Annotated in this window: 22 protein-coding genes; 13 read left to right on the top strand and 9 right to left on the bottom strand. The window is 71.6% G+C overall.

What is annotated here, in order from left to right; translation table 11 throughout:
* Window positions 1-65: 65 nt before the first annotated feature.
* On the bottom strand, window positions 66-1,043 hold the full coding sequence (locus tag ACZ6NZ_RS28155; RefSeq protein WP_465860979.1) for a C40 family peptidase: 978 nt from the start codon (window positions 1,041-1,043) through the stop codon (window positions 66-68).
* A gap of 500 nt (window positions 1,044-1,543) precedes the next feature.
* Between ACZ6NZ_RS28155 and ACZ6NZ_RS28150 the strand changes: the two genes are divergently transcribed.
* Entirely contained in the window at window positions 1,544-2,059 is a 516-nt protein-coding gene (locus ACZ6NZ_RS28150) for a DUF6232 family protein (RefSeq protein ID WP_465860978.1), read from the top strand.
* A 55-nt stretch (window positions 2,060-2,114) separates the two neighbouring features.
* Here the strand turns inward: ACZ6NZ_RS28150 and ACZ6NZ_RS28145 are convergent, their stop codons facing one another.
* Entirely contained in the window at window positions 2,115-2,447 is a 333-nt protein-coding gene (locus tag ACZ6NZ_RS28145; protein WP_465860977.1) for a DUF3817 domain-containing protein, read from the bottom strand.
* Between the two features lie 25 nt (window positions 2,448-2,472).
* Window positions 2,473-2,895 carry a hypothetical protein gene (locus ACZ6NZ_RS28140; RefSeq protein WP_465860976.1) on the bottom strand — a complete coding sequence of 141 codons (423 nt, stop codon included), beginning with the start codon at window positions 2,893-2,895 and terminating at the stop codon, window positions 2,473-2,475.
* A 131-nt stretch (window positions 2,896-3,026) separates the two neighbouring features.
* Between ACZ6NZ_RS28140 and ACZ6NZ_RS28135 the strand changes: the two genes are divergently transcribed.
* The 3 genes from ACZ6NZ_RS28135 (at window position 3,027) to ACZ6NZ_RS28125 (ending at window position 4,310) form a co-directional block, all read left to right on the top strand.
* Window positions 3,027-3,368, top strand: coding sequence for a DUF6158 family protein (locus ACZ6NZ_RS28135; protein ID WP_465861129.1), 342 nt, complete (start codon window positions 3,027-3,029; stop codon window positions 3,366-3,368).
* The gene (locus tag ACZ6NZ_RS28130) at window positions 3,368-3,706 is read left to right on the top strand and encodes an SRPBCC family protein (protein WP_238678168.1); all 339 of its coding nucleotides are present in this window, start codon (window positions 3,368-3,370) and stop codon (window positions 3,704-3,706) included. The genes ACZ6NZ_RS28135 and ACZ6NZ_RS28130 overlap by 1 nt, the downstream gene beginning before the upstream one ends.
* 67 nt (window positions 3,707-3,773) lie before the next feature.
* Window positions 3,774-4,310, top strand: a complete 537-nt coding sequence (locus ACZ6NZ_RS28125) for a DUF1360 domain-containing protein (protein ID WP_355008951.1) — start codon at window positions 3,774-3,776, stop codon at window positions 4,308-4,310.
* 53 nt (window positions 4,311-4,363) lie between these two features.
* Here the strand turns inward: ACZ6NZ_RS28125 and ACZ6NZ_RS28120 are convergent, their stop codons facing one another.
* From ACZ6NZ_RS28120 to ACZ6NZ_RS28110, 3 genes are all read right to left on the bottom strand, one after another.
* The gene (locus ACZ6NZ_RS28120) at window positions 4,364-4,558 is read right to left on the bottom strand and encodes a hypothetical protein (protein WP_465860975.1); all 195 of its coding nucleotides are present in this window, start codon (window positions 4,556-4,558) and stop codon (window positions 4,364-4,366) included.
* Between the two features lie 23 nt (window positions 4,559-4,581).
* On the bottom strand, window positions 4,582-4,815 hold the full coding sequence (locus tag ACZ6NZ_RS28115; protein WP_465861128.1) for a hypothetical protein: 234 nt from the start codon (window positions 4,813-4,815) through the stop codon (window positions 4,582-4,584).
* A 479-nt stretch (window positions 4,816-5,294) separates the two neighbouring features.
* A complete protein-coding gene (locus tag ACZ6NZ_RS28110) occupies window positions 5,295-6,380 on the bottom strand; it encodes a 3-deoxy-7-phosphoheptulonate synthase (protein ID WP_465860974.1) in 1,086 nt (361 codons plus the stop codon).
* A gap of 281 nt (window positions 6,381-6,661) precedes the next feature.
* On the opposite strand from ACZ6NZ_RS28110, the gene ACZ6NZ_RS28105 reads away from it, so the two are divergent.
* A complete protein-coding gene (locus ACZ6NZ_RS28105) occupies window positions 6,662-6,880 on the top strand; it encodes a hypothetical protein (RefSeq protein WP_366608120.1) in 219 nt (72 codons plus the stop codon).
* Here the strand turns inward: ACZ6NZ_RS28105 and ACZ6NZ_RS28100 are convergent.
* Window positions 6,847-7,596 (bottom strand): phosphodiesterase, encoded by a 750-nt coding sequence (locus ACZ6NZ_RS28100; protein WP_465860973.1) that lies wholly within the window; start codon window positions 7,594-7,596, stop codon window positions 6,847-6,849. The two genes, ACZ6NZ_RS28105 and ACZ6NZ_RS28100, sit on opposite strands and share 34 nt — an antisense overlap.
* Window positions 7,597-7,698: 102 nt before the next feature.
* Between ACZ6NZ_RS28100 and ACZ6NZ_RS28095 the strand changes: the two genes are divergently transcribed.
* The 4 genes from ACZ6NZ_RS28095 (at window position 7,699) to ACZ6NZ_RS28080 (ending at window position 12,194) form a co-directional block, all read left to right on the top strand.
* Complete coding sequence (locus ACZ6NZ_RS28095) at window positions 7,699-8,988, top strand: M16 family metallopeptidase (RefSeq protein WP_465860972.1); 1,290 nt, start codon at window positions 7,699-7,701, stop codon at window positions 8,986-8,988.
* Window positions 8,985-10,322, top strand: coding sequence for a M16 family metallopeptidase (locus tag ACZ6NZ_RS28090; RefSeq protein ID WP_465860971.1), 1,338 nt, complete (start codon window positions 8,985-8,987; stop codon window positions 10,320-10,322). The genes ACZ6NZ_RS28095 and ACZ6NZ_RS28090 overlap by 4 nt, the downstream gene beginning before the upstream one ends.
* A gap of 163 nt (window positions 10,323-10,485) precedes the next feature.
* Window positions 10,486-11,511, top strand: coding sequence for an aspartate-semialdehyde dehydrogenase (locus tag ACZ6NZ_RS28085; RefSeq protein ID WP_465860970.1), 1,026 nt, complete (start codon window positions 10,486-10,488; stop codon window positions 11,509-11,511).
* A 242-nt stretch (window positions 11,512-11,753) separates the two neighbouring features.
* On the top strand, window positions 11,754-12,194 hold the full coding sequence (locus tag ACZ6NZ_RS28080) for a PPOX class F420-dependent oxidoreductase (protein ID WP_465861127.1): 441 nt from the start codon (window positions 11,754-11,756) through the stop codon (window positions 12,192-12,194).
* A gap of 136 nt (window positions 12,195-12,330) precedes the next feature.
* Here the strand turns inward: ACZ6NZ_RS28080 and ACZ6NZ_RS28075 are convergent, their stop codons facing one another.
* On the bottom strand, window positions 12,331-12,912 hold the full coding sequence (locus ACZ6NZ_RS28075; RefSeq protein WP_465860969.1) for a nucleotidyltransferase family protein: 582 nt from the start codon (window positions 12,910-12,912) through the stop codon (window positions 12,331-12,333).
* Between the two features lie 255 nt (window positions 12,913-13,167).
* On the opposite strand from ACZ6NZ_RS28075, the gene ACZ6NZ_RS28070 reads away from it, so the two are divergent.
* The 4 genes from ACZ6NZ_RS28070 (at window position 13,168) to ACZ6NZ_RS28055 (ending at window position 17,064) form a co-directional block, all read left to right on the top strand.
* The gene (locus ACZ6NZ_RS28070; protein WP_030333361.1) at window positions 13,168-13,584 is read left to right on the top strand and encodes a CBS domain-containing protein; all 417 of its coding nucleotides are present in this window, start codon (window positions 13,168-13,170) and stop codon (window positions 13,582-13,584) included.
* Between the two features lie 200 nt (window positions 13,585-13,784).
* Window positions 13,785-14,156 (top strand): SCP2 sterol-binding domain-containing protein, encoded by a 372-nt coding sequence (locus ACZ6NZ_RS28065; RefSeq protein WP_465860968.1) that lies wholly within the window; start codon window positions 13,785-13,787, stop codon window positions 14,154-14,156.
* Window positions 14,156-16,216: an amylo-alpha-1,6-glucosidase gene (locus ACZ6NZ_RS28060; RefSeq protein ID WP_465860967.1), complete on the top strand. Its 2,061-nt coding sequence runs from the start codon at window positions 14,156-14,158 to the stop codon at window positions 16,214-16,216. The genes ACZ6NZ_RS28065 and ACZ6NZ_RS28060 overlap by 1 nt, the downstream gene beginning before the upstream one ends.
* 95 nt (window positions 16,217-16,311) lie before the next feature.
* Window positions 16,312-17,064: a lysophospholipid acyltransferase family protein gene (locus tag ACZ6NZ_RS28055; protein ID WP_465860966.1), complete on the top strand. Its 753-nt coding sequence runs from the start codon at window positions 16,312-16,314 to the stop codon at window positions 17,062-17,064.
* 108 nt (window positions 17,065-17,172) lie between these two features.
* Here the strand turns inward: ACZ6NZ_RS28055 and ACZ6NZ_RS28050 are convergent, their stop codons facing one another.
* On the bottom strand, window positions 17,173-17,895 hold the full coding sequence (locus ACZ6NZ_RS28050; RefSeq protein ID WP_465860965.1) for a hypothetical protein: 723 nt from the start codon (window positions 17,893-17,895) through the stop codon (window positions 17,173-17,175).
* Window positions 17,896-17,954 lie beyond the last annotated feature (59 nt).

Raw genomic sequence — 17,954 nt, 5'->3', positions numbered from 1 at the left:
GTAATGACGGCGAACGGCCGGCGTCCGATAGGGGGACGCCGGCCGTTCGCCGTCAATGACCGTGGTTAGCGAACCCGGCCGTAACCGTGGATGGACATCATGTTCATGCCACGCTTGAGCACGTTGCGACCGGCGCTGGGCGCGTCGATCACCTGACCGTCGCCGACGTAGAGGGCGACGTGCCCGAGCCCGCTGTAGAAAATGAGGTCGCCGGGGCGTAGCTCGCTCCGCCCGATGTGGGCGACAGCGCCCCACTGCATCCGCGCGCTGTGCGGCAGCGACTTGCCGGCCGCCCGCCAGGACGCCAGGGTCAGCCCGGAGCAGTCGTAGCCGTCCGGCCCCTCGCCCGCCCACTTGTACGGCTTGCCGATCGCCCCGAACGCGTAGCGCACCGCCGTTCCGGCAGCACCGGACACGGCGGGCACGTTCCTGGCCTCGGCCGTCGCAGCCTTGGGCTCGGGTCGCTCAGTGGCGGCCCCGTACGCCTGCCGGCGCAGCTCGTACAGCTTGGCCAGGTCCTGTTCGATCTGCTTCTTGGCCGCGGCGAGCTGACGGGCCTGTGCGGCCTGCCGGGTCAAGGTCGTGCCCAGCCGGGCCTTCTCGTCGAGCAGCCGCCGCTGGTCGGCGGTGAAGCCGGAGATGCGTTCCTGCCGCTGACGGGTCAACTGCTCGATCGTGCCGAGCCGATCCAGCAGCGCCGTCGAGCCGCCCGCGCGCAGCAGGGCGTCCGCGGTGCGCAGGCCGCCACTCTTGTACGCGGTGGAGGCGATCTCGGCCACGTCGGCCCGGCTCTGCTCGACCTGCTGTTCGAGCGGGCCGATGCGGGTCTGTAATCGGGCCACGGCGGCCTCGTTTGTCTTGATCTCCTCACGCAACTTGTTGTACGACTCGACGACCCGCTCCAACTCGGCCGAGGACGTCTCGATCCGGCGGGTCAGGTCGGCGGGGGACGGCTCGGCCTGGGCCACCGCCGTCGGGGCGATCAGCGCGGCCGACATGCCGACCAGCGCCACGGTGCGCAGCAGATTTCTCAGGGATGACAAGAGCGGAAGGCCCCTCTCCCACGGCCGTCGGGGCTGCTGACGCCCTCGACGACACCGGCCGGGGCCACCCGGGCGGACGGCACTGGGCCGGACCGGCTCGCCCAACCTAACCCGAGACTGATGTGACTCGCAGTTGAAGCAGGGGCGAAAGTTGGGAGAGTTGCGGGTCGGGCCGGTGGGCTGGGTGGCGCCATCGTGGCTGATGACGCCTGCGGGCGAGGGAACATTGTCCTTTTCACGGCGTACTGACAGATTTATGACTTTCGTCGTTCCGGGCTTATGCCGCCGGATTCCTGCCGTCCATAACCGATAAAAGCTGAAATGGATGCGGTTTCTCGGCGATCTCACCCCGCCGGGGTGAGCTGTCGTGACCCGGTAAATGCCCAGGTCGACTGGCGGCGTCGCAACACAATGAAGTCCGGAGCCGGGAATCCCGTCGACGGACAGCGATGACTGTCCTCAGCGGGCCCCTCGGCCAACCGTCCCCTGCGGGAGGAACCGTGAATCGTGAAGGCGCAAAGACGCGACCGCCGCGAACGGGTGCCCGGTCGACCCTGCTGTACGCGCGGCCCGGCATCATCGTGACCGTCGACCGGTTCACCATCGGTCGGAACAGTTACCGGGTCGCCGACCTGACCCATCTGCGTACCACCCGGGGTCCGCAGGACCGGATCGCCGTCCGGGCCGTGGTCATCACCGCCGGCATGCTCGGCGGTGTGGGGGTGCTTCTGGGCTTCACCGGCGGTCTGCACCGCCTCACCGCCGGGGCGTACCTGATCCTCGGCGCGGTTTTCCTGATCCCTGCCGCTCTCGCCCTGGTCGGCGATCGCTGGCGCCCACCGCCACACGAACTGTGGGGGTGGTACCAGGGCTCGGAGATGCTGCTGTTCAGCGCCGACGACGAACGGCAGTTCGGCCAGGTCACCCGGTCGCTGCTGCGGGCCCGGGAGGTCAACCGCTACGGCAGTTGGGTCGACCCGCTCGCCGGAGCGGAGCCGTGGCGGCCCAACCGCTGATGCGGCGCGGTCGGCGTGAAGGTCGGCGTAACCGATCTTCACGCCCGCTCAACCGTCAGCCTGGGAGGACGGGCTCCGGAGTCCGTTCGGTCTGCGGCGCGGCCACCCAGGCACTGACCCGGCGCTCGGCGTAGAACGAGACGAACGGCACCGTACCGGCCAGCATCACCAGCAGCATCCGCTTCAGCGGCCAGTCGGCTCGGCGGCTCAGGTCGAACGCGGCCACCAGGTAGATCATGTAGAGGAAGCCGTGCGCCGGCCCGATCGTCTCCACGACGACCGGGTTGTCGAACGCGTACTTCAGCGGCATGCCGACCACGACCAGCAGGATCAGCACCACGCCCACGATCCAGGCGATCACGCGGTACCGGGTAAGGGCAGCGCCCACCTTCGTCCGTCCTTCCGAGCCCGGCTCAGCCGGGATAGTCACCGGGCCGGGCGCCCGGATTGGCGTTCAACCATGACAGGTAGTGGTTGTAGGCGGCCAGGTCGTTGTCCTCGACGCCGTCGCCGGTGGCCGGCATCCGGTGCACCCGCACCGGTCGGCGTACCCCCGGTCGGGACCCGCTGGTGACCGCCGGCTCCGGCTCGACGGCCTGCTCCGCGGACGGCGCGTCGGCCTCCGCCACCCGGCGGCGGGCCAGCTTCACCTCACGCCACCAGACGTAGACCACGAAGCCGGCGAAGATCGGCCACTCGACCGCGTACCCCCAGCTCAGGCTGTTGCCGGCGGTGGCCCGGCTGATCTGCCACCAGCCCAACCCGAGAAAACCCACGACCAGCACGACCATGGCGACGTGGCGTGCGATCCACGCCGGGGTCCAGAGCCGCCTCATGACATTGAGGGTACCGGGGACGCCACCGGTCTCCGACACCGTGTCGTAGTCGTCGACTTGTCGGCTGGGTTTGGCGTCACCGCGCCTGGGCAATCGTTTAGACGCCAGCCCAAACGAGATCAAGGGGGGCGATCATGACCGGATCGGTACGTGAGGACGGCTTTGCGTCCAGCGGCAGCGCGGATACGAGCCCGGAGCAGCGGGTGCCCGAGTGGGGCGGCGAACAGCTCGCCGACCCGGCCGGCGCTCCCGGCCTCGACGACGACCTGCCCGGCATCGACCCGACGGAACTTTCCGACGAGGACCTGATCCGCGAGATGCACAGCCTGCACCGAACCCGCCTGGACACCCTGCGGCACGCTGCCGACTCCGCACTCGCGAACCACCTCCGGCGCACGGCGGAGCTGGAGACCGAGTACCTGGCCCGACACCCGGGTCGCGAGGTCGATCCCAGCCGCCTGCGGGACGCCTGATGCCGGCGCGCGCCGTGCGCGGCATGTCCGCGCCACCCGAGGTGGTCTTCAGCACGGCAACCGACCCCGACCGGGCCTCGGCCTGGCTGCCGGAGCCGCTGCGCGGCGACGGCAGCCCCGCCGCGGAGATCAGCGGCGAGGAGCTGCGTGCCCGCTGGGGCGACGGCGACGCCGACGACTGGTCCGCCGAGATCCGGGTCGAGCCGGCCGACTCCGGTGGCGCGCGCATCCAGCTGGACCTGGCCGACGGGTCCGGCGGGCCCGGTCCGGACCAACTGGCCGACGAGGCGCTCACCAACCTGGCACGCGAGGTCGCCGACAACCTCCAGGCCGGCTGAGCCGGCCTCGCGGGACGCCGTTCCCGCACCACCACTCCCGCACCACCACGACACGTGAGGAGATCGGGTGAGCGACACTGGCCTGCGGCAGAAGGCGGCCCGGCTGCGCCGGGCGTACGCGCCGCACGAGCACCGGCCGCTCGGCGGCTACCTGGTGGCGATGGGCGCCTACGCCGGGGTGACCGGGGCTCTCGCCGGCCTGGTCAAGGCGACCGGCCGACCGGTGCCGGAGCGTCCCGCGCCGTCCGACGTGGTGCTGCTCTCCATCGCCACGCACAAGCTGAGCCGGTTGCTGTCCAAGGACGCGGTGACCAGCCCGTTGCGGGCGCCGTTCACCCGCTACGACCGCCCGATCGGCAGCGGCGAGGTGATGGAGCAGGTCCGCGACTCGGGCAGCCCCACCCGGCACGCCATCGGCGAGCTGCTGAGCTGCCCGTTCTGCCTGGCAGTCTGGGTGGCCACCGGGCTGACCGGTGGCCTGGTGCTCGCGCCCCGGCTCACCCGCCTGGTGGCGACCGCGCTGACGGCGGTCGCCGCGTCCGACTTCCTCCAGATGGCGTACGCGACGGCGCAGCAGGCCGCCGAGGGTGGGCACGACGACTGAAAGCCCCAGAAAAAGGGGGCCGACGCGAGCCGGCCCCCTTTTTTTCGTACGCGTCAGCGCTGCATGCCGGACCAACCGTGCGGCGACTCCGGTTCCCGTTCGTCCTCGTCCGCCCCGGTGATGATGTCCCGATCCACCGCCGTGCGGTCGTGCTCGTTGGCGAAGTCCGGCTCGGGCGTGGTGTCCCTGCCCTTCGGGGGCTGGCCCAGCGCCGTCACCTTCTCGTCGTGGTCCTCGCGGTGCGTCATGTCGGTGTCCCTTCCGCGGTCGCTCAGCCGACCGAGCCGCCCAGCAGGTCACTGGCCTCGTCCACCGTGTACTCACCCTCGGGGAGCGCGTCGATGCGGGCGAGCAGCTCCGGCGGGAGTTCCGCGGCCACCGCCTGACGGTAGATCTCCGCCTGCTCAACCCGCTCCTGCGCGCGGAAGATGCCGTCGAGCAGGTCGTCGAGTGCCCGGGTGTCCGGCTCGTCGGCCAGTGGTGAGTCGTCGGTCACCTCGATCAGCTACCCGGGGCGGAATCGGTCAAACGTCACCCCGTCGGCGGGTCTGCGCGCTTGGTCGACGGCCCCGTAACCCTTCCTTTGCTCTGCACCCGCCGATGCGACGGTCACCCTCTGTGAGTGGTGCGCCCAGGGGTGCAGAGCAAAGGGAGACACAGCGCAGAGCCGGGGCGGGGCGGGGCGGGCGGAGCCGGGGCGGGGGAGGGATGGGCAGGGCGTTGGCTGGGGTGATGGTGCGGCCATCTCGGGTGAGCCGGTGCCGGCCAGGGACCGGACAGACAGCGCCGCCCCCGGCCTTGTGGGCCGGGGGCGGCGCTGGTGTCGGTGTGCAGGTCGCCTCTCGGCGAGTGGCACTACGCGGCTCCAGCCGGACGGTATTCCGCGAAGGCTATTTAGGTGAGGCCCGGGGACACTGGACACACCGACACCCCAGTCAACGAGCCGACCCCCCGTTCGTGTTCCGCCGGCCGTGGTGTCGGCGGTCACACCGCCGTGGGCAGGGTGGCCCTTCGGGCCCGCACGGCCGAGGCGAGGTGGTCGAGCACCTCGGCGGTGTCGTCCCAACCCAGGCAGGCGTCGGTGACCGACCGCCCGTACTCCAGCTTGCGGGTCGGGTCGAGCTCCTGCCGGCCGGGCAGCAGGAACGACTCCAGCATCACGCCGGTGATCCCACGCTGGCCGGCGGCCAGCTGGGCGGCCACGTCCGCGGCCACCAGCGGCTGGTTACGGTGGTCCTTGCCGCTGTTGGCGTGACTCGCGTCGATCACCAGCCGCTCCGGCAGGTCGGCGGCGCGGAGCAGGTCGAGTGCCCGGGCGACCGACTCGGCGTCGTAGTTGGGTCGGCCGCCCCCGCCGCGCAACACGAGGTGCCCGTCGGTGTTGCCTCGGGTGTGCATGATCGCCGGAGTGCCGGAGAAGTCGATACCGGGGAAGACGTGTGGCACCCCGGCGGCGCGGATCGCGTCGACGGCCGTGCCGATGCTGCCGTCCGGGCGGTTCTTCATGCCGATCGGCATGGACAGACCGGAGGCGAGCTGGCGGTGCACCTGGCTCTCCACCGTGCGGGCACCGATCGCACCCCAGCCCACCGTGTCCGCGATGTACTGCGGGGTGATCGGGTCCAGGAACTCGCAACCCACCGGAAGGCCGAGGCGGAGCACGTCGAGCAGCAGCGCCCGGGCCAACCGCAGACCGGTGTTGACGTCCCCGCTGCCGTCCAGGCCGGGATCGTTGATCAGGCCCTTCCAGCCGACGGTGGAGCGCGGCTTCTCGAAGTAGACCCGCATGACGATCAGCAGGTCGTCGGCGAGCCGGTCGGCTGCGGTCCGCAGACGCTGCGCGTAGTCCAGGGCGGCGGCCGGGTCGTGCACCGAGCAGGGACCGACCACCACCAGCAGGCGGTCGTCCTCGCGGTCCAGCACGCGGCCGACCGCACGGCGGTCGGTCAGCACGGCCGCCGCGAGCGGGGCGTCCAGGGGCAACTCGTGGTGCAGCAGGGCGGGTGTGGTCAGCGGCACGACACGGTCGATCCGCTGATCGCTGACCCGATCGGTCTCCGGGGTCGTCACGGTGGCATCCTTTCGCCGACCGTGCCCGGGGCCGGTGCCCGGGACGAGCCGGCTGCTCGTACGCAAAAGGGCAGGAACGACAGCTCCTGCCCAGCCGGCTCGGTCCGTGGTGACATCAGTTCATGGTGAAGTCACCGGCGTGCGAGCCGGCTGCCTAAACCATCGATAGGAACGCGTCACCGGGCCAGCGTACCCGACCGGACGTCTTCACCCGTGCTGTCGTCCCAGGATGCGGGGCGGAGATCGCGTGCCGGGGACGCGCTCGGGGTAACAGGGGTGCCATGACACACGAGCAGAGCGATCAGGACCGGGTGGAATCCCGCGCGCACCACCTCCTGCCCGAGGAGAAGGCGGTGGGCAGCGACGACCCGCAGGCGCAGGCGGAGGCCATCCTCGCCGAGTCGGACATCCGCACCGCGGACCAGAACGCCGCTCCGGACACGGTGCTGGAGCGGCGTACCTCGGATCAGACGGTGGTGGCGGTCGAACCGCCGGACTGAGCGGTCGCCCCGCGTGCCCGGCGCGACCCCCGGTAAGTCTGGTCACGCAGCCAGGCCAGCGGACCTGCCACCCGCAGTTCGGGTGGCAGGTTGCGCACCGGGTCGAACGCGAGCGCCCCGTCCTCCTCGGTGCTGAGCTGGGCGCCGAGGCTGACCTGCCCGACCGGTCGCCACGGCCCCACCGCCGAGGCGACCGCGAGCACCAGGCGCGGGGTGTCCGTCCGGGTCGCGGCGGACGCCGCGGCCAGGCTGCGCCCGAGGTCGGCCGAGTCGGGATCGGCCAGCGCGGCCAGCCAGAGGCGGCGTCGGCCCGCTCGATAGCACGTGATCGTGCTGTACGTGCCGGTGAAGCGGCGTCGCGGCAGCGGCAGGTTCCGCAGCACCGGGGCCGCGCCACTGGAGCTGACCAGCAGGTCGAACTGCCGGCCGCCGTCGCTGTGCAGGCGCAGCGCGAGGCCCAGGACGTCGGGCCAACTGCCGGGCGTGGGCGTTCCCTTGGAGAGCCGGACTGTGGTCCGGTACCGGCCGGGCTGGTCCAGCAGAGCAACCCCGGTGGGCGGTCCGGGCGTACCCCAGATCACCGTCTCGCCGACGAACGAGCGACCGGCCGGATGCAGCAACCGGCCGCGGCGCAGCCGGCCGAGTGCGGTGGCGGCGCGTTCGACGGCGGCGGCGGCCCGGCCGGCGGACCGGATCGGAGGCGGGGTGACGGTCATTGCTCTCCGGTACCCCGCGCGGCGGCTCCGATGCCGCCCGGGTCGGCTCGCCGACCGACGGCACGTCACCTTTCCGCCCCCGAGATCGGATAGCGTCGGGGCATGCCCGACAGCGGTTACCCCTGGCCCATTCAGACGTCCCGACTGGACAACGGCCTGCGCGTGGTGGTGAGTGAGGACCGCACCGCGCCCGCAGTGGCCGTCAACCTCTGGTACGACGTCGGCTCCCGACATGAGCCGGCCGGGCAGACCGGTTTCGCCCACCTCTTCGAGCACCTGATGTTCGAGGGCTCGGTGAACGTGGCGAAGACCGAGCACATGAAGTTGATTCAGGGCTCCGGCGGCTCGCTCAACGCCACCACCAACCCGGACCGGACCAACTACTTCGAGACGGTCCCGGCCGAGCACCTGGAGTTGGCGCTCTGGTTGGAGGCCGACCGGATGGGCGGCCTGGTCCCCGCCCTCACCCAGGAGACGCTGGACAACCAGCGGGACGTGGTGAAGAACGAGCGCCGGCAGCGCTACGAGAACGTGCCGTACGGCGACGCCTGGCTGCGGTTGCTGCCGCTGCTCTACCCACCGGGGCACCCCTACCACCACGCGACGATCGGCTCGATGGCCGACCTGAACGCCGCCGACCTGGCCACCTTCCAGGCGTTCCACCAGACCTACTACGCGCCGAACAACGCGGTGCTGACAGTGGTCGGCGACGCCACCGCCTCCGACGTGTTCGCGCTCGCCGACAAGTACTTCGGCGCGCTGCCCGCCCGCGACGACATCCCGGCGGCACCGGACGGCCGCACCGTCCCCGCCACCGGGCAGACGGCCGTCGAGTCGGTGAGCGCCGACGTGCCGGCGCCCCGGGTCTACATCGCCCACCGCAGCTACCCGTTCGGCACTCCCGGATACAACGTGATCACCGTGCTCGCCACCATCCTGGGCAGCGGCCGGGGCAGCCGGCTCTACCAGCGCCTCGCCGACGGCGAGCGGATCGCGCAACCGGACCTGGTCGGGGCGTACGGGGTGGACCTCGCACACGCCCCGGCACCGCTGATCGCCACCGCCACCGCCCGTCCCGGAGTGAGCGCCGAGCGGCTGGCCGAAGGGCTGGCCGAGGTCGTCGACGAGTTGGCCACCGTGCCGGTCACCGCCGCCGAGCTGGATCGGGCCAAGGCGTTGCTCAGCACCGGGTGGTGGCGTCAGCTGTCCACCGTCGACGGCCGCGCGGACCTGCTCGGCCGGTACGCCACGCAGTTCGGTGACCCGGCCCGCATCGCCGAGCAGTTGCCGGCCCTGCTCGCTGTCACCGCCGAGCAGATCGCCGAGGCCGCCGCCGACGTGCTTGCCACCGACCGGGTGACCCTGACCTACCTGCCCGAGGAGACCTCATGACGCTGATCGCCGACCGTCCCGGCCCGGGCGCCGCCCGCCCGTACCGGTTCCCGCCGGTGGTCCGCCGCGCTGCGGCCGGTGGTCAGGTCGTCGCCGCGCACCTGCCGGGGCAGAACCTCGCCGTGGCCCTGCTGCTGCTCGACGTGGGCGCGGGCCAGGAGCCGGTCGGTAAGGAGGGGCTGTCCGGCGTGCTGGCCAAGGCGTTGGAGGAGGGCACCGCGCAGCGGGACGCCGCCGCGTACGCGCTCGCCGTCGAAGGGCTCGGCACCGCACTGTCGACCGGTCTGGACTGGGACTCGTTCCAGGCCAGCGTGGTGATCCCGGTGGACCGACTGAGTGCCGCCGTGGAACTGCTCGCCGAGGCGGTCCGGACGCCGAAGCTCGACCCCGCCGACGTACGCCGGGTCCGCGACGACGAGGCGACCGCGCTCCGGATGGACTGGGCCAACCCCGGCCCGCGCGCCGACGCCGCGCTGCGCGCCGATCTGTTCGGCGCGCAGAACCGCTGGGGGCGGCCGATGCACGGCGACCCGGAGTCGGTCGCCGGGTTGGACGTGGAGGACGTCACGGTCTTCCACTCGGAGTGGTTCCTGCGCCCCGGCACCCTGATCGTCGCCGGTGACCTGGACCGGATCGACCTGGACGCGCTGGCCGCCGCGGCGTTCGCCGGCACCGGTGGTGGTCCCGCCGAGCGGGGCGGTCCCATCGAGGTGCCGTTGCACGACGGTCGACGGATCATCCTGGTGGACCGGCCCGGCTCGGTGCAGTCCACGCTGCGGCTGGGCCACCCGTCACCACACCGGGCGCACCCCGACTACGTGCCGATGACGCTCGCCGGCACGGTGCTCGGCGGCGCGTTCACCTCCCGACTCAACCACCTGCTGCGGGAGGTGCACGGCTACACCTACGGCATCCGGGGCGACTTCGCCGCGTCGCGGCGGTTCGGTCGGTTCGCGGTCAGCTCCGGCGTGCAGACGGCGGTCACCGCGCCGGCCCTGGTCGAGGCGGTGGGCGAGATCACCCGTACCCAGGCCACCGGGGTGACCGAGGAGGAGCTGGAGGTGGCCCGCTCCTGGCGGGCCGGGCAGCTCTCGGTCGAGTTGCAGAGCCCTCGGGCGATCGCCTCCGCGCTGACCACCCTGGTGGTGCACGACCTGCCGGACGACTACCACGCGCGGCTGCGCGAGTCGCTGCTCTCCGCCGACGTGGACCAGGTCTCCGCGGCGGCAGCCACCCACCTGCACCCGGAAGCCCTCACCCTGGTCATCGAGGGCGACGCCGCAGTGATCCGCGAGGACCTGGAGTCCACCGCCCTGGGAGACCTTCTTCCCTGACCCGCCCCGCCGAAAACGCCGTTGATCAAGAGGTTTGCGTCACCCGGAGCGCGATTCCTGACGCAAATCTCTTGATCGACGGCTGTCGGGCGCGGTGTGAGGTCGACCCGGGGGGTGGGAAAGGAGTCCCGGTTTCGGGGGTGGGGTCGGTAGCCTCGCGGGCATGAGGATCGGCATTGTGGGTGCCACCGGCCAGGTCGGTGGCGTGATGCGGCAGGTGCTGGCGGAGCGGGAGTTCCCAGCGGAGCAGGTGCGGTTGTTCGCCTCGGCGCGGTCCGCCGGGCGTACGCTGCCGTGGCGCGACGGCGAGGTGACAGTCGAGGACGCCGCGACCGCGGACTATTCCGAGCTGGACATCGTGCTCTTCTCGGCCGGTAAGGGCACCGCCCGGGAGTTGGCCCCCCGGGTCGCCGAGGCCGGCGCCGTGGTGATCGACAACTCGTCGGCGTTCCGGATGGATCCGCAGGTGCCGCTGGTGGTCGCCGAGGTCAACCCGCACGCCGCCCTGAACCGACCCAAGGGCATCATCGCCAACCCGAACTGCACCACGATGGCCGCGATGCCGGTGCTGCGTCCGTTGCACGCCGAGGCTGGCCTGGTCGGTCTTGTCGTCTCCACCTACCAGGCGGTCTCCGGCGCAGGGCTGGCCGGCGTCGCCGAGCTGGACGAGCAGGTCCGCAAGGTGGCCGAGCACGCCGCCGGGCTGGCCTTCGACGGGTCGGCCGTGGAGTTCCCCGCGCCGCGCTCGTTCACGCAGCCGATCGCCTTCAACGTCCTCCCGCTGGCCGGTTCGATCGTCGACGACGGCTCGTTCGAGACCGACGAGGAGCAGAAGCTCCGCAACGAGAGCCGCAAGATCCTGGATATCCCCGACCTGTTGGTCTCCGGCACCTGTGTCCGGGTGCCGGTCTTCACCGGGCACTCACTCCAGATCAACGCCCGGTTCGCCAGGCCGCTCACCCCGCAGCGCGCCCACGAACTGCTGGCCGACGCGCCCGGGGTGGCACTGACCGACGTCCCGACGCCGTTGCAGGCCGCCGGTCAGGACCCGACCTACGTGGGCCGGATCCGCGCCGACGAGACCGTCGAGCACGGGCTGGCGCTGTTCTGCTCCAACGACAACCTGCGCAAGGGCGCCGCGCTGAACGCGGTGCAACTCGCCGAGCTGGTCGCCGCCGAGCGCCGCTGACCGGCACGGTCGCCGAAACATCGAACTCTCACCGAGCCCTCGCCGTTCGCCGGCGGGGGCTCGGTGCCGTCCCGAGGGCTCGGTGCCGTCCCGAGGGCTCGGTACCGTTCCGAGGGCTCGTGCCGTCCCGGGGGCTTGGTGCCGTCCCGGGTGGTCGCCCTGCCGTCCCGGGTGGTCGCCCGCGGCGGCCGGCAGGTCGTGCTTGGATGGGTCGGAGACGATCGTCCAACCTGGAGGACACCATGCCGGATGACCGGACCCAGCAGGCGTTGACCGATCTGGTGGCCGGCCGCTCGATGGGCGTGCTCGCCACCATCAAGCGGGATGGGCGTCCGCAGCTGTCCACGGTGCTGTACTCCTTCGACCGGGACGCGGGCCTGATCCGGGTCTCGGTCACCGAGGGTCGTGCCAAGACCGCCAACCTGCGCCGCGACCCACGTGCCAGCTTCCACGTCAGCAGCGCGGACGGCTGGGCGTACGCGGTGGTCGACGGTCGCGCCGAGCTGACCCCGCCGGCCACCGAACTCGACGACGAGACTGTCGAGGAGTTGGTGGCGCTCTACCGGGGGCTGAGCGGCGAACACCCCGACTGGGACGAGTACCGCCAGGCCATGGTCGACGAGGGCCGCATCGTGCTACGCCTGCACGTCGAGCGGCTCTACGGCATGCCGCCCAGAGGCTGACCGGCGCGCCGAGGCTGACCGGCGCGCCGAGGCTGACCGGCGCGCCGAGGCTGACCGGCGCGCCGAGGCTGACCGGCGCGCCCAGCTAACCGGACGCCCAGGCCGACCAGCCCCGGGCTGAGCGGCCCACGGTCGGTCAGCCCGGCTCGATCACTGTCACACCGGGCCAGCGCTGCGCCGGCCGGTGCCGGGCCAACCGCTGCCGCGACCGGGCCACGTCCACCCGGGCCGGGTTGTGCCGCCACACTCCGCCCAGCAGATCCGTCAGGCCGTACGGCGCGCAGACGTCCAGCCGCCCGGTCTGGTCCAGGCGGACGGCCACCGCTGTCGCGTACTCCGGCCAGGTGGCGACCGCCTCGGCCACGCTTCGGTACGGCTCGATCGGGTCGCCGCCGAACGTGGTCGCGTACCAGGTGTGCACAGCGGCCTGGTTGCGAGCCTCCCACGGCGGCTGCGCCCACATCGCCGTCAGCAACGCGGTGGCCCGGTCGTCGTCGGCTCGGGTGAGCGTCGCCGGGTCGAAGAAGACCACGTCCACGTCGCGGACCCGCGTCGGGTCGAACCCGTCGCCGTACCGCTCGCCCCAGACCAGGTCGCGCAGCGCGCCAGCGCCGATCCAGGCGTCCGGCAGCCCGGAATCACGTACCACCGCCAGTGCCCGGGTCAGCCAGCTGCTGCCCGCGACCAGGTCCCGCAGCTCCTCCTCGTCCGTTCTCATCCGCCCACGGTAGGCGGCGGGGTCGACGCGCGCCGGTGCCGCCCGTCGACGGGTAAACCGCCCTACCTCGCCCTTGCGGGACGTCGGGGAGGGGTGGGCGATGGGCGCCGGCACGAGCAGCGACGGGACCGAGCCGGCGGGCCCGACGCTGCGGGCGGGTGCGACACCCGCACGGACAGCCCCGGCGGGCACTCGGCGTTACCCCCTCCCGGGCGGCGGGTAGACGGGCCGTGCCGACACCGAGAGGGGAGCACCATGACAACGGTCGGAGAGTTCATGACGACCCGGTTGGTGACGATGGACGGCAACGACACGCTCATCGCCGCCGCGCAGGAGATGCGCGACAGCGCGATCGGCGATGTGGTGGTTACTGATGGTGACAGTGTGGTTGGCATCGTCACGGACCGGGACATCACGGTCCGCGGTGTCGCGGAGAACATGGACCCGGGCTCGACCCGGTTGAACCAGATCACCACTCGCGACGTGATCACGGTGAGTCAGTACGACGATGCCGTGGCCGCCGCGGACCTGATGCGGACGTACGCCGTACGCCGACTTCCGGTGATCGACGACGGGCGCCTGGTCGGCCTGGTGTCGATGGGTGACCTCGCGGTCGAGCGCGAACCGCAGTCGGTCCTGGCCGACATCAGCGCCGACGACCCGAACAACTGACCCGTCCGCCGCGGCGCGCGCCGGCTCTCCCTTCCGGGAGGGCCGGCGCGTGGCGTCTCCACCCCCTGCTCACCCGGATTGGGCGAGGTTGGGCGGGGGAGCGGCGGGGACCCGTGCGGGGACGTGCAACGCCGGCCGTCCGTGCGACGCGAGCGCGGTGGGTGGGATCCCCGGCCCGGCAACTGGGAGGAGTGGACCCGATGGTGGACGCGACCACGAGGTTCTTCGAGGACCTGGACCGGCGGGGGTACGAACCCCTGCTGGCCAAGACCTCCGGGACGCTGCGGATCGACCTGCACGAGGGGGCGCAGACCCGGCACTGGCTGCTGAGGATCGATCACGGCCGGCTGAACGTCAGTCAGGAGGAGCAGGAGGCCGACACGGTGATCGGCGCCAGCCCGCTGCTCTTCGACGACATCGCCTCGGGGCGCGAGCACGGCCTGGCCGCGCTGTTGCGGGGGGACATGACGGTGTCGGGTGACGCTCGCCTCGTCGTACAGGTGGAGCGGATCTTTCCGGGTTCCCCGGACGCCCGCGGGCCGCGCCGGCGATTCGCGGGGGAGGAGCACTGATGGGGCAGAGCAACACGATCCGGATCCTGGACGGCAACACGTTCGTCGTCTGCGAGGACACCGGTGACATCGAGGCGACGCCGAGCGAGCCCACCGGGCTCTTCTCCATCGACACCCGGTTCCTGTCGACCTGGGTGCTGACCATCAACGGTGAGCGACTCAACTCGCTCTCCTACGACGACCTGCAGTATTTCGAGTCGCGATTCTTCCTGGTCCCGGGGATGGCCACGCACTACGTGGACGCGAAGCTGTCGATCATCCGCGAGCGCGCGGTGGGCGGCAGCTTCTGTGAGCAGCTGACCATCCTCAACCACGACGAGAAGCCGGTCGACCTGGAAGTCCGGATGGACGCGGCGTCGGACTTCGCCGACCTGTTCCAGGTGAAGGACGAGATCCTCAACAAGAAGGGCGAGATCTACACCGAGGTGGAGTCGGACCGGCTGACGCTGGGGTACCGGCGGGGGAACTTCCGGCGGGAGACAACCATCTCGTCGTCGGTGTCGGCCCGGTACGACAGCAAGGGCTTCTCCTACACCGTGCACCTGGAGCCCAACGAGCAGTGGGACGCCTCGATCGACGTCCAGACCCACGCGGTCGGGCCCGGCGGCCGGGACCTGCGGTTCGGGCTTCGCACACACGGCACCGAGCGGCTCGCCCTCCAGCACGACCTGGAGAAGTGGATCGCCGACGCACCGAAGGTCAACAGTGAGCACGGCCGGGTGGCCAGCACGTACCGGCGCAGTCTGATCGACCTGGCGGCGCTGCGCTTCTCGCCGCTGTCGCTGGGCGGCGCCACCCTGCCCGCCGCCGGTCTGCCCTGGTTCATGACCATGTTCGGCCGGGACAGCATCCTCACCTGCCTGCAGACCTTGCCGTTCACCCCGCAGCTGTCGAAGACGACGCTGCGCATTCTGGCGTCCCTGCAGGGCAGCCGGTTCGACGACTTCCGGGACGAGGACCCGGGGCGCATCCTGCACGAGATGCGCTACGGCGAGACCGCGGCCTTCGAGGAGCAGCCACACTCGCCGTACTACGGCTCGGTGGACGCGACGCCGCTGTTCATCGTGCTGCTCGACGAGTACGAGCGGTGGAGCGGGGACGTCGCGCTGGTCAAGGAGTTGGAGCAGGAGTCCCGGGCGGCGCTGAGGTGGATCGACAACTACGCCGACCTGGTGGGCACCGGCTACATCTGGTACGAGCGACGCAACACCGACACCGGCCTGGAGAACCAGTGCTGGAAGGACTCCTGGGACTCGATCTCCTACTCCGACGGCACGCTGCCGCCGTTCCCTCGGGCCACCTGCGAGGTGCAGGGGTACGCGTACGACGCGAAGGTCCGCGCGGCCCGGTTGGCGCGCGAGTTCTGGGGCGACCCGGAGTTCGCCGACCAGTTGGAGCGGGAGGCGGCAGAGCTGAAGGAGCGGTTCAACCGGGACTGGTGGGTGGACGACGGCGAGTACTTCGCCCTGGCCCTGGACCCGGACGGTCGACAGTGCGACATCCTCAGCTCCAACATCGGCCACCTGCTGTGGAGCGGGATCGTCGAACCCGAGCGGGCGGAGAAGCTCGCCGCGCACCTGGTCGGGCCGCGGCTCTTCTCCGGCTGGGGGGTGCGCACCCTCGCCGAGGGGGAGGCCCGCTACAACCCCATCGGCTACCACAACGGCACGATCTGGCCGTTCGACAACTCGTTCATCGCCTGGGGCCTACGCCGCTACGGCTTCGCCGAGGAGGCCGCGACCATCGCCAACGGCATGCTGGACGCGGCCACGTACTTCGACGGCCGGCTGCCGGAGGCGTTCGGCGGCTACCCGCGGGAGCTGACCAAGTTCCCGGTGGAGTACCCGACGGCGTGCAGCCCGCAGGCCTGGTCGACAGGTACCCCGCTGCTGCTGCTGCGCACGATGCTCGGTCTGGAGCCGCACGAGGGTCACCTGGCGGTCGAGCCACGGCTGCCGGTGGGGATGGGTCGCATCGAGGTGCTGGACATCCCCGGTCGTTGGGGCCGGGTGGACGCGTTCGCCCGGGGTCGGCTGGACCTGGACAACCTCGCCGAGTGACCGATCAGGCCGCCGAGCCGGCGGTGGCGCGTCTCCCGCGCCGCCGCCGGCTCTCCACCCAGCCGATCCTCGGCCGGTCAGGGTAGATTCTGCGAATGCCGGAGCTCGTGTACCCGCCCGTTATCGCCACCGCCAAGACGCTGTTCCGGGTCCTCGACCTGAAGATCATCATTGAGGGCGCCCACCACGTACCCCGAACGGGCGGGGCGGTGCTGGCCAGCAACCACGTCAGCTACCTCGACTTCGTCTTCGCCGGTCTGGGCGCGAACGCCTCGGGCCGGCTGGTGCGGTTCATGGCCAAGGATTCGGTCTTCACGCACAAGATCTCCGGCCCGCTGATGCGCGGTATGCGGCACATCCCGGTGGACCGGCAGGCCGGCGCTGCCTCGTTCCGCGCCGCCGTGGGCGCGCTCAAGCAGGGCGAGGTCGTCGGCGTCTTCCCCGAGGCGACGATCAGCCGGTCGTTCACCGTGAAGGAGCTCAAGAGCGGCACCGTCCGGATGGCCCGCTCGGCGAAGGTGCCGGTGTTGCCGGTCGCGCTGTGGGGCACCCAGCGCCTCTGGACCAAGGGCCGCCCGCGCACCCTGACCCGGCGGCACACGCCGATCACCATCCTGATCGGCGAGCCGATCAACCCGGCGGACTTCCCGGACCCGAACGTGCTGGCCGCCGAGCTGACCACCCGCCTCAGCGCCCTCGTCGACCGGGCGCAGCGGGATTATCCGGACACCCCGGCCGGCCCGGACGACACCTGGTGGCAGCCCGCGCACCTGGGCGGCAGCGCGCCCACGCCGGAGGAGGCCGCCGCTCTGGACGCCGCCGCCGAACACCCCGCTTCCAGCGCCTGACACCGACGGCGACATTCTCGGCGGGCCAGGGGCTTCGACGTACGCCTCAGCAGGCCGGATCGTTTGGAGCCCGGACACAGCGGTGTCCACCGACGCGGGCGGTCGGTGTCACCGCTGCCCGGATGCTGCGCCGCCGGCGAGCCCGCCCCACGAGGTCGGGTCCGGTCTTGAGCGGTAGTAGTCGTCCCGGGAGTGGAACTCCACCGGCAACGAGCCGGGCAGCGTGATCCGGGTGTCGCCGGCGAGCAGACCGGGGCCGGCCCGCAGCAGCAGCACGTCGCGCTCCTGGGCCGAGAGGTCGACCAGTTGTGGACGGTTGAGCCGGAACATGGCAACCGCCCGGCGGACCTGCCGGGCCAGCGCCACGACCTCGGCTGTCATTCCGCTGAGGGCCAACGCCGGCTGCTGAATGGTGCGCAGCGCGTCGCAGACGATCAGCAGCTGGGCCGGCGCGTCCGGCGCGCTCGTCGGCAGCTCCAACCGGGACGGCCACTGCCAGCGGATCTGACCGCTCATCAGGCCGTTGTGTCGAGCCGGCGGCCGGGCCCGGTGCGTGCCGTCGGCGACCAGCGACAGGTGCGAGCCACTGCCCACCCAGCAGATCCGCTGGTCGGTGACGGTCACCGCGACCGGCTCGGGCAACTGCCAGCGGCGTCGCACCTCGCTCGGCCCGAGCAGGTAGCCCGCGACCAGCAGCCGGTGTCGCCCGAGCAACCGCTCGCCGGGCATCGGTCGCAGGTTGTAGCGGCGGTCCAGGGTCGGGCCCACGTCGTCGTCGGGGGCGTCGAACCGGTGGGGACCGATGAAGAAGGGGGACGCGTCGGCGTGCATCGTCACGACCTTCCGGTCAGCTGGCTGTGTAAGGAAGCCTTCCGGACCGCAGCGCCCCT

It is taken from the genome of Micromonospora sp. NPDC047756 (genome assembly GCF_055587245.1).
Note: the sequence above shows the minus strand (reverse complement) of the source record. Positions and strands in the feature narration are given on the sequence as shown.

What these genes read in the sequence shown, in the direction of transcription:
- ACZ6NZ_RS28140 (WP_465860976.1), bottom strand. Translation starts at nt 2,895, where the DNA reads ATGAGGCGGCTCTGGACCCCGGCGTGGATCGCACGCCACGTCGCCATG.
- ACZ6NZ_RS28130 (WP_238678168.1), top strand. Translation starts at nt 3,368, where the DNA reads ATGCCGGCGCGCGCCGTGCGCGGCATGTCCGCGCCACCCGAGGTGGTC.
- ACZ6NZ_RS28120 (WP_465860975.1), bottom strand. Translation starts at nt 4,558, where the DNA reads ATGACGCACCGCGAGGACCACGACGAGAAGGTGACGGCGCTGGGCCAG.
- ACZ6NZ_RS28105 (WP_366608120.1), top strand. Translation starts at nt 6,662, where the DNA reads ATGACACACGAGCAGAGCGATCAGGACCGGGTGGAATCCCGCGCGCAC.
- ACZ6NZ_RS28100 (WP_465860973.1), bottom strand. Translation starts at nt 7,596, where the DNA reads ATGACCGTCACCCCGCCTCCGATCCGGTCCGCCGGCCGGGCCGCCGCC.
- ACZ6NZ_RS28095 (WP_465860972.1), top strand. Translation starts at nt 7,699, where the DNA reads ATGCCCGACAGCGGTTACCCCTGGCCCATTCAGACGTCCCGACTGGAC.
- ACZ6NZ_RS28090 (WP_465860971.1), top strand. Translation starts at nt 8,985, where the DNA reads ATGACGCTGATCGCCGACCGTCCCGGCCCGGGCGCCGCCCGCCCGTAC.
- ACZ6NZ_RS28085 (WP_465860970.1), top strand. Translation starts at nt 10,486, where the DNA reads ATGAGGATCGGCATTGTGGGTGCCACCGGCCAGGTCGGTGGCGTGATG.
- ACZ6NZ_RS28080 (WP_465861127.1), top strand. Translation starts at nt 11,754, where the DNA reads ATGCCGGATGACCGGACCCAGCAGGCGTTGACCGATCTGGTGGCCGGC.
- ACZ6NZ_RS28075 (WP_465860969.1), bottom strand. Translation starts at nt 12,912, where the DNA reads ATGAGAACGGACGAGGAGGAGCTGCGGGACCTGGTCGCGGGCAGCAGC.
- ACZ6NZ_RS28070 (WP_030333361.1), top strand. Translation starts at nt 13,168, where the DNA reads ATGACAACGGTCGGAGAGTTCATGACGACCCGGTTGGTGACGATGGAC.
- ACZ6NZ_RS28065 (WP_465860968.1), top strand. Translation starts at nt 13,785, where the DNA reads ATGGTGGACGCGACCACGAGGTTCTTCGAGGACCTGGACCGGCGGGGG.
- ACZ6NZ_RS28060 (WP_465860967.1), top strand. Translation starts at nt 14,156, where the DNA reads ATGGGGCAGAGCAACACGATCCGGATCCTGGACGGCAACACGTTCGTC.
- ACZ6NZ_RS28055 (WP_465860966.1), top strand. Translation starts at nt 16,312, where the DNA reads ATGCCGGAGCTCGTGTACCCGCCCGTTATCGCCACCGCCAAGACGCTG.
- ACZ6NZ_RS28050 (WP_465860965.1), bottom strand. Translation starts at nt 17,895, where the DNA reads ATGCACGCCGACGCGTCCCCCTTCTTCATCGGTCCCCACCGGTTCGAC.